Here is a 14,587-nt window from a genome sequence, read left to right on the forward strand (position 1 = left end):
GTCTCTCAGATGTCATTGGTCGATGCCAGCGAAACGCGGCGCGCGAGCGTCGCGGCGAGGCCCGCGAAATGCGGCGTGGCGAATACGTCCTGAATCGCGATGTCGAAGCCGGCCTTGCGCGCCGCATCGACGAAGCGCACGACGGCGAATGAAGTCGCGCCTGCTGCAAAGAGGTCTTGATGTGGCGTGACGGTCTGGCCGTCGAAGCATTCGCGCCAGACATCGGCGAGCGCCGTTGCATCCGCGCTCGCCTCGCCTGAAGGCGCGACAGCCACGGCGCGCGGGCCGCTTTCGAGCGCCGCCTCAGATGCGTCGAACACATCGTGCGGCGCGTGGGCGAACTGCTCGACGGTCGCGAGATAACGTTTCGCGAGCGTCTCGACGAACCCGCCATCGACACGTTCGTTCGCGTAAGAGAACGAGCAACTCACGCGGCCATCCGGATACTCGGTGACGTCCAGTTCCAGATCGAACACGACGCGATGACGCACGTCGTCGAAACCTTCGATGGCGAGGCCCGCCCAGTCGCGCGTGGCCATCGCGGCCGGGCGAAGGTAATTGAACATCACCTGGAACAGCGGATTGCCCGCGCCGGGACGCGGCGCGTTCAAGGCGGACACGACATCGGCGAATGGCACGTCGGCGTGCGCGTAGGCGGCGAGCGCGGCATCGCGCACCGTGGCGAGCACGTTCGCGGGTGTATCGCGTTTCGTCATGCGCGTGCGAACGACCACCGCGTTGATGAAGAGCCCAAGCGCGTCACGCGCGGCATCGCCGGTCGATTCGCGTGTCGATGCGAGCACGCCGATGGGCTGATCGTCCGCGCCCGTCAAACCGTGCAGCGCCGCGTTGAGCGCTGCGTGCAACAGCATCGGCAGCGTGGCGTGGCAGTCCATCGCGAGCGAGCGCGCACGCTCGACGAGCGAGCCGTCGAGATCGAATGCGATACGGCTCGCGAACCATTGCGGATCTTCCGCGCGGCCCGACGCGGGCGCGGGCAGCGTGATCGCGGGCACGTCGCGAAGCGCATCGCGCCAGAACGCCAAACGCGCGCCCGTCGCCGACGACGGCAACACCAGCGCATTCGAAACGCGCTCCGACACCGACGCGCCCTTTTGCAACGCGACGTAGGTAGCGCGGATATCGTCGAGCCACAGATCGATCGACGTGCCATCCGACACGATGTGATGCACGACGAGCGACAGCACGTGATCATCGTCGGCAAGGCGCAACAGATGCGCGCGCCAGAGATGCTTCGCGGCGGCGAGGTCGAACGGCGTGAGCGCGTCTTCATCGGTGATGCACTTCGCTTCGTCAAACCGTCCCGCGAGATCGATCACCGGCAAGTCGACATGCCACATCGGCGTGATCCGTTGCCCCGGCAATGCGCCTTCGCGTTCGACCAGTTGCGTGCGCAACGCCGGATGACGCGCGGCCGCTTGCGCGAGCGCTTCACGCAGGGCGTCGGCATCGAGCGGACCACGCAGGCGCACCGCGACCGGAATGTTGTACGCGGCGCTGTGCGGCTGCGCGCGCCACAGGAACCAGAGCCCGAGTTGTGCGGCGGAGAGCGGCCACACGCCGTTTGCGTCCGGTCCGAACGCGGCCTGCACGACATCCGAAGCAGCGCCTTCGCATGCGCTCGCCTGCACCACGCGCTTCGCGTATTGCGACAGCACCGGCGTTTCGAACAGCGCGCGCACCGGCACGTCGCGTCCGAGCGTTTCGGCCACGCGCGTCACGACACGCACCGCCGCGAGCGAATGCCCGCCGAGTTCGAAGAAATGATCGGCACGTCCCACGCGCTCGACGTTCAGCACTTCGCGCCAGATTTTCGCGAGCGCGGCTTCGGCGCCCGCCGCCGGTGCTTCGTACACGCGCTCCTTCTTCGGCGGCTCGGGAAGCACCGCGCGATCCACCTTGCTGTTCGCGTTGCGCGGCAATGCATCGAGCACGACGATATGCGCGGGCACCATGTAGTCCGGTAACGTGCGGCGCAAATGGGCGTCGAGTTCGGCGGCATCGGCGGCGCGGCCCAGCGCAGCGCGTTCGCGCGCATCGGCTTTCAATTCGACGTAGGCGACGAGTGCCGCCTGCGCGCCCTTGCCGCGCACGACGGCGCACGCCTCGCGCACGTCGTCGTGCGCGGCGAGCTGCGCTTCGATCTCGCCGAGTTCGATACGCAAGCCGCGCAACTTCACCTGATGATCGACGCGGCCGATGAAGTCGAATACACCATCGGCGCGACGCCGCACGAGATCGCCCGTGCGATAGAGACGCGCGCCGGGTTCGCCATACGGATCGGGCACGAAGCGCTCGGCGGTGAGCGCGGGCCGGTCGAGATAGCCGCGCGCGACGCCCACGCCTTCACCGCCGAGATACAGTTCGCCGATCACGCCGACGGGCAGCGGATTCAGACGCTCATCGAGCACATGCGCGGTCCGCGCGCCGACCAGCGTACCGATCGGCAGATAGGCGCAATCCGCGAGCTTGGCGGGATCGTCGCCGGGATTGAACATCCACAGCATCGGCGTGATGACGGTTTCCGTCGGACCATAGCCGTTGACGATGCGCGCGTTCGGAAATGCGCGGCGCATCAGCGCGAAGGCTTCGCGCGAGGTCGCCTCGCCGCCGACCGTGATCGATTTCAACGTAGGCGGCGCGCCGTGCACGAGCGCCCATTCCGCGAGCTGCGTCGCGCAGCCGGGCGGCACGTAGGTCATCGTCACGCCTTCCTTGCGCATGAGCCTGCACGTCAGCGCGGGCGGCCAGAGCGTGTCGGCGGTGATCGCGACCGCCGCGCCCGAGATGTACTGCGAGAACCAGCCTTCATGCGCGCCGTCGAAGTTGACCGACTGGAACAGCATGAACGTGTCCTGCTCCGTCGCGCCATAACGTTCGGCAATGGCGACGCAATGGCGCGCGAACGAGCCATGATCGACGATCACGCCCTTCGGCTTGCCGGTCGAACCCGATGTATAGATCGCGTAGGCGGCCTGCTCCGATACGACCTCGGGCAATGCGATACGCGACGTTTCATCGTCGGAGTAGAGGCTTTCGTCGTCGAGAAGGAGGATGCGCGCGTTCGGCGGCACGGGCAGCGCATCCAGACTCGCACGCTCGGTGACGATGTGTTCGATACGCGCATCGTTGAGAATCTGCGCGAGGCGTTCACGCGGATGACTCGGATCGAGCGGCACGAACGCGCCGCCGGACTTCAGCGCCGCAATCAGGCCGACGAGCAGATCGACCGAACGGCTCAACGCGACGCCCACGCGCATCTCGGCCCGCACGCCGGCAGCGATGAGACGTTGCGCGATACGCGTCGCCCGCGCATCGACTTCGCCGCGCGTGAAGGCGCGCGTCATGTCGGCGACGCCGCGCGCGTCGGGCCGCGCATGCGCGTGACGCGCAATGCGCTGCTGCACGGAGACGAAGGCCGGCGCATGCTCGGGCGCGTTGCGATTCCATGCATCGAGTTGCGCGCGCTCGTCCTGCGGCAGCCATTGCAAATCGCCGATGAGCGTTTGTGGCGCGTCCAGCGCATCGCGCAACAATTCGACGAAGCGGCGCGCGAGCCGTTCGATGGCATCGGCTTCGAACAGATCGAGCGCGTAGATGAACGCGGCGGCGAGCGAACCGTGCGCGCGTTCCTCGAAGCTCGCGGTCAGATCGAACTTCGCGAACGGCGTGCCCGAGGACAATTCGGTCGCGCGCACATCGGCGAAAGCGGGTAACGCACGGCGCGCGCCGTAGGCCGTCATCACCTGAAAGAGCGGATGATGGCTCGCGCTGCGCACGACGCCCAGCGCTTCGACGACCTGCTCGAACGGCACGTCCTGATGCGATTGCGCATCGACGAGCGCGTCTTGCGCGGCATCGACGAATGTCGCGAAAGGCTGCGTCGCGTCGACGCGCGCCGCGAGCGTCAGCGTGTTGACGAAGAAGCCGATCAGACCCGCCGTCTCGGCGCGCTCGCGATTCGCGGCAGGCACGCCGATCTGGATATGCGCTTCGCCCGATGCGCGCGCGAACAGCGCATTCAGCGCGGCAAGCAGCACGGCGAACGGCGTCGCGCGGCGTTCGTTGGCGAACACGCGCAGACGTGCGGCGAGCGCGGCATCGAGCGTGAACACATGACGCGCGCCGCGCGCGCTGCGTTCGCTCGGACGCGCCGCCGCGCCCGGCAGCATCAGCACGTCGCGCGACGGATCGAGCCGCGCGCGCCAGAAATCGAGTTGCCGCTCGCGCTCGCCCGCATCGAGCCAACGGCGCTGCCAGAGTGCGAAATCCGCATATTGAATCGGCAAAGGCGCCACCGACACCGCCTCGCCGCGCGCATACGCACGATAGAACGATGCGAGTTCGGCCAGCGCGATATCGGCGGACCAGCCATCCGACACGATGTGATGCGTCGTCAGCGAAAGCCAGTGCGTGTGCGCATCGAGCCTGATGAGATGCGCGCGCATGAGCGGCGCGTGCGCGAGATCGAACGGGCGCGCTTCGTCGGCGAGCGCGAGCGCGGCGGCACGCGCTTCACGTTCCGCCACCGGCACGTGGGTGAGATCGACCGACTGCCACGGACTGCGCATCGGCGCATGCACGGTTTGCAGCACGCCGTCCGCGCTTTCGGCGAAGGTAGTGCGCAGCGCTTCGTGGCGTGCGATCAGCGCATCGCATGAAAGGCGCAGCGCATTCGCATCGAGCGCGCCGTCGAGTTGCAGGCGCTCCGTGATGTGATACGCCGCCGGTTCATCGATCATGCGCGCGTGCAGCCACAAGCGCGTCTGCGCGAACGACGCGGGCACGCTCGCGACGCATGCATCGCCACGTGCGCGCGACGGAATGGGCAGCATGCGAAAGTCGATGCCCGCATCCGCGAGCCGCGCGACGAACACTTTGCGCTGCGCATCGGGTAACTGCGCAAAGCGTGTCGCGAGCGAAAGCAGATCGGGTTTGTTTTCTCTTGTGCTTGTCATTGCGTTTCCAGTTCATCGAGCAACGCGTCGATGGCGCTTGCCGCATCGTGTGCGCCGCCTGTCGCGTCACGCTGAGTCAGCGCGGCATCGATCGCGGCGGCGCAGCGCGCGAGCGTGCGTTGGTCGAAGAGCGTGCGCAGCGGCAGCGTCAGCGACCAGTGCAGGTTGGCTTGCGCGTTTGCCTGCGTCGCGAGCAGCGAATGGCCGCCCAGCGCGAAGAAGTCGTCATCGCGTCCGACGGTTTCGATATGCAGCACGCGCTGCCAGATCGCCGCGAGTTCGCGCTCGGTCGGCGTCTGCGGCGCTTCGACGGTTCTTTGCGGGCGCGCCGGCGCGGGCAGCGCATTGCGGTCGCATTTGCCGTTCGGCGTGACGGGCAAGGCATCCAGCGCGATCACATGCGCGGGCACCATGTAGGCAGGTAGCTGCGAACGCAACGAATTCAGCGCGGCGGCTTCGTCGAACGAATCGGGCGCACCGCATGCGATATAGCCGATCAACTCTTCTTCGCGCACGATCACGACTGCATCGCGCACATTCGGTTCGCCGCGGAGCAGCGCCTCGATCTCGCCCGGCTCGATGCGTTGTCCGCGCAGCTTGACTTGCGTATCGATGCGGCCGAGATACTCGAGCGCGCCGTCGTCGCGCCGCCGCGCGAGATCGCCCGTGCGATAAAGCCGCGCGCCCGAGATGAACGGATCGGGCACGAAGCGCTCCGCAGTCAGCGACGCGCGTCCGAGATAGCCGCGCGCGAGGCCCGCGCCGCCGAGATACAGTTCGCCGATACCGCCGGCAGGCACCGGATGCAGCGCTGCGTCGAGCACATGCAGTTGCAGGTTCGCGATCGGATGCCCAATCGGCACGGAAGGCGCATCGATATCGCTCGCACGGCAGGTCCAGTGCGACACGTCGATGGCCGCTTCCGTCGGGCCGTAAAGGTTGTACAGACGCGCGTGCGGCATGAGCCGCGCCACGCGCGCGACGAGTTCCGGCGCGAGCGCTTCGCCACTCGCGACGATCCGCTCGATACTCGCGCAACGCACTGCCTCGCCGAATTCATCGATATGCGCAACGAACGCCGCGAGCATCGACGGCACGAAATGCAGCGTGCTCACACGATGGGCCTCGATCGCCGCAACGAGGCGTGCAGGATCGCGATGATCGCCGGGCGCGGCAATCGCGAGTTTCGCGCCCGTCGCGAGCGGCCAGACGAACTCCCACACGGAGACATCGAAGCCGAACGGGGTTTTGTGGAGCACGACATCGGCGTCGGTCAGGCGATACGCGTCCTGCATCCACGCGATGCGGTTCGAAAGCGCCTCGTGTGTGTTGCCCGCGCCTTTGGGCTTGCCGGTCGAACCCGACGTATAGATCAGATACGCCAGTTGCGCGCCGGTCACTTCGATACGCGATGCAAGCCCCGCGCCGTTCTCCATGAGCGCGCCGATATCGAAGACGCGTGCGCCCGACGCAGCCGCTTCGACACTCTCGCGCAAATGCGCCTGGGTCAGCACGACGGCGGGTTTCGCATCGTCGAGCAGGTATGCGATACGCTCCGCTGGATAATCCGGATCGACAGGCAGATACGCCGCACCCGCCTTCAACACGCCGAACAGCGCGACGACCATTTCGAACGAACGCTCGACGCACAACGCGACCGCCGTGTCCGGCGTGACTCCCGCACTGACCAGCGCGGCAGCGACGCGGTCCGCGCGCGCGTCCAGCTCTGCATACGTCATGCGATGCAGCGTGCCATCCACAGCAGCCATCTCTAACGCGATAGCGTCCGGCGCGGCCTTCGCCATGCGCTCGAACTGTCGATGCAGCGGCGCGCCTTGCACATCGCTCCATTCACGCGACGTCGCGTTGAAGCGGCCCGCGTCCTCCGGCAGCGAGATCGAACCGAGAGGCGCATCGGCGTTGGCGGCGAAGGCATCGAGACAGGCTGACAATGCGCGATGCAGCGCCGCCACGCGCGCTTCATCGAGACGCGCGGCGTCGTATCCGTAATCGATGACGATCGACTCGCCCGCCTCCACGACGAGCGTCAGCGCAAAGTCCGTCGCTTCGATGTTGCGAAGATCGCGCATCGTCAGCGCGCGCGGATCGCGGCCGGCCCACGCTTCATCGACGGGATAGTTTTCGAACACGACGAGCGTATCGAACAATGCGCCGCCGCCCTGACCCGCCCAGCGCTGGATATCCGCGAGCGGCGTATGCGCGTGTTCGTTGGCGGCGGCGTTGTCGGACTGCAATTCGCGCAGCCACGCGGATGCGGCACGTTGCGGCAGCGGCGCGGTGATGACCGGCACCGTGTTGATGAAGAGGCCGAGCACGCCGTCGATGTCTTGCAATGTATCGGGACGTCCCGCCACCGTCGCGCCGAACGCGACGCTCGCGTGATGCGTCATGCGCTGCAACGCAAGCGCCCACGCACCTTGCACGAGCGTGTTGAGGGTCACGCGCAGACGGCGCGCGGTGTCGGTCAGGCGGGCGGTCGTCGCGGCATCGAGCGTCGCGCGCCACGTGCGATGATCGGCGAGCGTTGGCTTATCGCTGGCTTCACGCTCGGCGATGCGCGTCGGTTCGTCGAGGCGCGCGAGACGCTCACGCCAGAATGCTTCGTCCGCTGCAACGTTGCGCGCAGCAAGCCATGCGATGAAGTCGCGATAGCGCGTCTTCGGATGCGCCGCGAAAGGCTGTGCACGCGGCGGCTCGATGTAATCGCGCAAGATGTCCGCGAACATGCGCGCGGTGCTCCAGCCGTCGAGCAACAGATGGTGACGCGTCCACACGATGCGCCATTCGTCGTCCGTCAGGCGGATCAGCGTGACGCGCATCAACGGCGGCGTCGCGAGATCGAAGCCGCGCGCGCGGTCTTCGGCGAGCCACGTTTCGAACGACGCCAGGACATCGCGACGATCACGCCAGTCGAGCACGTCGAATGGCATGCGCGCATGGCGATGCACGATCTGCATCGGCGCGGCTTCGTCGGGCGTGAAGGCCGTGCGCAGGATATCGTGACGCGGCGGCGCGGCTTCGAACGCGGCGCGCAAGCGCTTGACATCGGGCGCGATCAGCGTCGCCGCGAGCTGGTTCACATAGGTCGATTGCTCCGGCGCAAACAGCGAGTGGAACAGGATGCCCTGCTGCATCGGCGCAAGCGGATAGATATCGGCGACGCCTCGCAAATCCACCGCCATACGTTCGAGCGCCGCTTGCGTCAGGCCGCCGTCGCGCGCGAGCGGGAAATCGCCCGGCGTTGCGCCCGCGCCTTTGCTCGCGATGCGTTCGGCGCATGCGGCGACGATATCGGCGAGCGTGCTTTCGAAGCGTTGTGCAAGGGCTTCGATGGTCGCGCGTTCGAATTGCGTCGAACCATAAACCCAATGCAGCTTGAGCGTGCGTTCGGCCTGGTCATCGACATAAGCGTGAATCGCGAGCGCGTTGCCGAGCGGCCCGGCAGGGTCGCGCTCGCAACCCGCGCCGCCGAAACGCGGCGCGAACGCGGCATCGCGCGCGTCATGCGAATCGAACTGGCCCAGATAGTTGAACGTCACGCGCGGACGCGGCAGCGCTTCGAGTGACGCGCGCGTCGCATCGTCGCCGTAGTGGCGCAGCACGCCGAAGCCCAGCCCCTTGTGAGGCACGGCACGCAACGTGTCCTTGGCCGCGGCGAGCGTCGCGGCGGGCGTCGCCTCGACCGGCACCGACACCGGGTAATGACTCGTCAGCCAGCCGAGCGTGCGGCTTGCATCGATGTCGTCGAAAAGCGGCTCGCGGCCGTGTCCTTCGAGCTCGATGCGGCACGTCGCGCCGATCGCATGCGCGAGCGCCCCGATCAGCAGCTCGACCGTCTGCGTGCGCCAGGCTGCGTTTGCATCGGTCAGCGCGGCGCGCGTGAGCCGCGCGTCGAGCGTCTGTTCGATGACTTGCGCGTCGGCGTTCGTCGCCTTCTTCTGCGGATGATCGAGACGCAGGTCATCGCCTGACGACGCCATCGTCGTCCAGTATTGCGCTTCGCCGGCGAACGGCGATTGCGGATCACGCGCGGCCTTCGCGAGACGCGCGGCCCATTGCGCCGCAGTCGCGCCGGTGCGCGTCAGGCTCGCGATGCCGCGCGTTTGCGCCGCGCGATACGCGCTCTGCAGATCGTCGAGCAGGATGCGCCACGACACGCCATCGACGATCAGATGATGAATCGCCAGATACGCCTTGGTGCGGCCGTCCGGCAGCGACGCGGCGAGCGCGCACGCGAGCGGTCCGCGTGCGATGTCGAGCGTGCGTTGAATCGCATCGAACTGCGCGAGCGCATCGGTTTCGTCGTGGACGTCGATGGCCGCGAGCGGCAGCGTATCGAACGCTTTTTGCGCCTGCACGATGCGCCATGCATTCGTTGCGCCATCGCGCTCGAAGCGTTGCCGGAAAATCTCGTGATGCGTCAGCAGCGCTTCGAAGGCGTGCGCGAAGGCATCGAGATCGAATGACGTATGCGCGTCGAGTTCGATCGACTGATTCCAGTGTCCGCGTTGCGCGATGTCGAGTGCGAAGAAGCGCAATTGCGCGGGCGTCAGCATCGGGTTGTCGCCGCCCTGCTTCGTTGCCTCGACGGGCGCTTTCGCTTCCGTCGTCTCGATCGCTTTCGCGACGAGCGCGAGATGCGCGACGGTCGCGTTGTCGAAGACCTGCTTCGGCGTCGCGCGCAGACCACGCTTGCGCAGACGCGCGATCACTTGCAGCACGAGAATCGAATCGCCGCCGAGTTCGAAGAAGTTATCGTCACGGCCGATCTGCTTCGCCTTCAGCACGTCCTTCCACACTGCAGCGATCGCCTCTTCGGCCGCGCCTTGCGGCGCATCGCTCGCGGCGGAGGTTTCCACCGGCTTCATCGCGATGTCGCGCAGCGCGGCGCGATCGATCTTGCCGTTGCCCGTCACCGGCAACGCGTCGAGTACGACGATCGTCGCGGGCACCATGTAGTCGGGCAAGCACGCGGCGAGCGCGGCACGCAGCGCTGCTTCGTCATCGATGGAGCCGGTCACGAAGGATACGAGCTGGATGCGTCCGTCATGATCGACGGACAAGGCCTCGGCCTGCGCGACGCCTTCGATCCCACGCAACGCCGCGCTCACTTCGCCCGGCTCGACACGATAGCCGCGAATCTTCACCTGATCGTCAAGCCGACCGAGAAACGCGATGCGTCCATCCGCGAGCAGACGCACACGGTCTCCCGTGCGATAAAGCCGCTCGCCGTGCGCGAACGGATGCGGCACGAAACGCTCCGCCGTCGCCGCCGCGCGTCCGAGATAGCCGCGCGCGACACCCGGACCGCCGAGATGCAACTCGCCGATGCCGCCTGGCGGCACGCATGCGCCGGATGCATCGAATACATACGCGCAGGCATTCGGCAACGGGCGTCCGAGCGGCGCGCCTTGCGAGCCGCGTTCGTCGTCCGTGAAAGCGGATGCCTCGCACGCAATCGCGCCGACGGTCGCTTCGGTCGGGCCGTAGTGATTGATCACGCGACACGCGGGCTTCAACGCCTTCACGCGATCGACCAGCGCCCACGGCAGCAACTCGCCGCCCGTCACGAGTGCATGCGAAGGCAGCACGTCCGCCGGTTGTTGCGCTTCGAGCAACGCATGAAGATGACTCGGCACGATCTTCAATACACCCACTTCGCGCGCGCGCATTTCGGCGGCGAAGCGGTCCGGATCGAACGCGCACTGGGCCGGCAACAGATGCAAGGTGCGTCCCGAGCACAGCGCGCCAAAGAGCGTCGTGTGACCGAGATCGGCGGCCACGGTCGAGACCATCGCCATCGATGCGCCGGGGGCGAACGCGAGTTCATCGAGCATGCCTTGCGCGTAGTCCGCAAGCGCGCGATGCGACACCGCGACGCCCTTCGGCGTTCCCGTCGAACCGGATGTGAAGATGACGTAAGCGCTCTGGTCGGGCGCGGGCTGCACGCGCTGCACGGCGGCATTCGCGAGCGACGCATCGTGCGCGAGCGTGTCGATATCGAGCAACTGCGCATGGCCGAGTGCGCGCGGCGCGTTGTCGTCCTTCGTCGCGATGAGCGCGAGGTGCGCGCCGCATGCTTCGATCGCGGCGTCGAGGCGTGCCTGCGGCATCGCCGGATCGAGCGGCACCGCGTACGCGCCCGACTTCATCGCGCCGATCAATGCGACAACGAAGTGCACCGAACGCTCGATGCAAACGGCCACCGCATGTTCCGCCTGTGCGCTCCTATGGCGCAGCGCAAGCGCGACACGGTTCGATGCATCGTCGAGTTCGGCGTAGCTGATTTGCGTGTGTGCATCCGCAAGCGCGATGCGATGCGGCGTCGCGCCCGCATGTTGCGCGATCAGCGCGAGGATATCGTTCGCCGCGAAGCTCAGCGCGCGGCCTCGCTGCGAATCATGTTGCGCGGTGCAATCGAGCGCTGCGACCGGACGCGAAGGATCGCGCACTGCATCGGCGACGAGCGTCGCGAAACTCGCGAGCCAGGCGTGCGCGGTGGCGTCATCGATGCAATCGCGCGCATGGGCCGCGACGAGTTCGATGCCGCGCATGTCGTCGGTGAAATCGAGCGCGAAATCGAAGCGCGCCGCTAGATCCGGGCCGGGCGTCGCAATCGCCGAGGCATCCGGCAACGTCGCCTTCAGTTCGGCATCGAACTGCTGCGCGAACTTCACGCGCAGCCATTCGTCGCCGCGCGCGACAGGCGGCTTAACCGCATCGAGCACGCGATCGAAAGGCACGTCCTGATGTGCGAATGCAGCGAGCGCATTCGTGCGCGTCGCCTCGATCAACTCGGAAAACGTTTGATGCGGTTTGACGCGCGCGCGCAATGCAAGCGTGTTGAGGCACAGTCCGATCAACGATGCAGTCTCGGGCCGCTGCCGATGCGCGACTGGCGCCGCGACCACGAAATCGTTTGCCCCCGTGAGTCGATGAAGCCACGCATCGAACGCGCTCAGCAACACGACGAACGGCGATGCGTGCGCGCTGCGCGCACGCTCGCGCAATGCGTTCGACGTATCGACGGACAAGCGCAACGACACTCGTCCACCGCGATGATCGCGCTCTGCCGGACGCGCGCGGTCATAAGGCAGCGCGAGCGGTTCCGGCGCTGCATCGAGTGCGTCGCGCCAGTAAGCCAGTTGACGCTCGCCCTCTTCGCCCGCGACGAGCTCGCGCTGCCATTGCGCGTAATCCGCGTACTGGATCGGCAACGCGGGCAAGGCGGGCGCGCGGCCCTGCACGTAAGCGCAATACGCCTGCGCGAGTTCATCGAAGACGATGCGCGCGCTGTAGCCATCGGTGATGGCGTGATGCGCGGTCAGCATCAGGCGATGCGATTCATCGCTGAACGAGACGAGCGTCGCGCGCAATAGCGGACCGTTCGACAGATCGAACGCTTCGCCTGCATGACGTTGAGCGAGCGCGTGTGCATCCTCGGGTCCGTCGACGCTCGCACGCGCGATCACGACCGGCAACGACGCGTGGATGCGCTGCATCACGATGCCGTCGTCGTTCTCGACGAGCGTCGTGCGCCATGCCTCGTGCCGTTCGATCACATGATCGAGCGCGCGCTGCAGGGCGTGTGCATCGAGCTTGCCGCTGATATCCCAATGACCCGCGATGTGATACGCGGAGCCCGCATCACGCGTCTGCGCCAGCACCCAGAAGCGTTGTTGCGCGAACGATGCAGGCTGATCGCTCGTCGATGCGGCGCGCTTGATGATCGACACGGCGTTCGACTCTTGCCCGCTTGCATCGATCGATGCGGCCAGCGCTTCAAGCGACGGATCGTCGAAGATCGCGTCGAGACGCAGATTCACACGCCAGTCGATGCGAATCGCCGCATGCAGTTGCATCGCCGCTAGCGAATCGCCGCCGCGTTCGAAGAAGCGATCCGCGCGGCCGATGGGCGCGGCATCGTCGAGAATGCGCTGCCAGGTTTGCGCAAGACGTTGTTCGGTCGCGGTCGCGGGCGCGATGAAGTCGGCATCACGCACGGCCGAAGCCGACGCAACCTGTGCCTTCAATGCATCACGGTCGAGCTTGCCGTTCAACGTGTAGGGCAAACGTGCGAGCCGTACAAAGCGATGCGGCTGCCACGCTGCCGGCAATTGCTCCGCGAGATAGCGCTTCAATGCGGCGTCGCTCGCTGCTTCATCGGCGAGGACGCAACAGGCGATGAGTTGCGTGCGGCCATTGGCCGACTCGGCGAGCACGGCTGCGTCGCGAACCGACGGATGCGCGCGCAGGCACGCCGCGATTTCGGCAGGCTCGACGCGCACGCCGCGAATCTGCACCTGATCGTCGATGCGGCCGAGATAGTCGTATGCGCCATCGGCACGTTCACGCGCGAGATCGCCGGTGCGATAGATGCGCGCGCCCGGTTCGCCCGACGGGTCCGGCACGAAGCGTTCGGCTGTGAGCGCCGCGCGACCGTGATAGCCACGCGCGATGCACACGCCGCCGAGCAGCAACTCGCCATCGTCGATACGCGCGACACGCGGACCGATCACGCGTCCGATCGGCAGCGACGCGTAGGCATCGGCATCGCCGAGATCGGGAGTGACATGCGGATCGACCGGCCACAGCATCGGCGAGATGACGGCCTCGGTCGGCCCGTAACCGTTGATGAGCCGCTGCGCCGCGAACACGCGCCGCACGTTCGCGAACGCTTCACGCGACAGCGCCTCGCCGCCGAACGCGAGCACGCGCAACGATGCGGGCACGCCCTTGCGTTCGGCGATGCCCGCGAACTCACGCAGATAAGCAGGCGGAAACGCGGCGACATTCACGCCTTCGCGTTCGATCAGCGCATGCGCCGCTTCGGGCGCGAACGGCGGCGGCGCGGTGATGACGACACGCGCGCCGACCGCGAGCGGTGCGAGCCAGCACTCGTGCGCGGCATCGAAATTGACCGATGCGAAGTGCAGCAGGTTGTCGCCCTCGCCGATGCCGAGCGCTTGCGCGAGCGCATCGCAATGCGCGGCCAGCGGACCATGCTCGACGACGACGGCCTTGGGCGTGCCCGTCGAACCCGACGTGTAGATCATGTACGCGGCCGCGCGCGGATGCACGGGCGTGTCGTCATCGAGCGCGGGCGCTTCGAGGTCGTCGTGCTGCACGTCGAAGCATTGCGCGAAGCGCGTGCGCATCGTGTCGTCGGCGGTGGCATCGACGATACCGTGCGCGAGGTTCGCATCTTTCGCGATCCAGTCGAGGCGCGCGGCGGGATGATGCGGGTCGAGCGGCACGAATACGCCACCCGCCTTCAGCACGGCGAGCAGCGCGACGAACAGTTCGCACGAACGCTCGACGCACACGCCGACGCGCACTTCAACGCCGACGCCAGCCGCGCGCAGGCGCGCCGCGAGCCGCGATGCGCGGGCGTCGAGTTCGCCGCGCGAAAGACGCGCGTCGTCGTGGGCATTGAAGGCGAGCGCGGGTGCTTCGGGTCGAAGACGCGCGAGGGCTTTGATACGCAAATGCAGCGCGGTCGGGAAACTCGTCATCGGCATGAATTCCTTCGGTGTTCCGCCGCATCGGAAAAAGCTGCGGCGTGAACGTAGGGCCGCTGGAAATGC

General features: G+C 66.9%; 2 protein-coding genes. Both read right to left on the reverse strand.

Annotated features, from left to right (window positions below; translation table 11 throughout):
* Nucleotides 1–5: 5 nt before the first annotated feature.
* On the reverse strand, nt 6–4,979 hold the full coding sequence (locus NK8_RS30920) for a non-ribosomal peptide synthetase (RefSeq protein ID WP_213231981.1): 4,974 nt from the start codon (nt 4,977–4,979) through the stop codon (nt 6–8).
* Nucleotides 4,976–14,515, reverse strand: a complete 9,540-nt coding sequence (locus NK8_RS30925) for a non-ribosomal peptide synthetase (RefSeq protein ID WP_213231983.1) — start codon at nt 14,513–14,515, stop codon at nt 4,976–4,978. The genes NK8_RS30920 and NK8_RS30925 overlap by 4 nt, the downstream gene beginning before the upstream one ends.
* Nucleotides 14,516–14,587 lie beyond the last annotated feature (72 nt).

The sequence above is a fragment of the Caballeronia sp. NK8 genome, from assembly GCF_018408855.1.
GTDB lineage: Bacteria > Pseudomonadota > Gammaproteobacteria > Burkholderiales > Burkholderiaceae > Caballeronia.

Bases quoted from the DNA above. Each gene is read 5' to 3' on its own strand.
- NK8_RS30920 (WP_213231981.1), bottom strand. From the start codon at position 4,979: ATGACAAGCACAAGAGAAAACAAACCCGATCTGCTTTCGCTCGCGACA.
- NK8_RS30925 (WP_213231983.1), bottom strand. From the start codon at position 14,515: ATGACGAGTTTCCCGACCGCGCTGCATTTGCGTATCAAAGCCCTCGCG.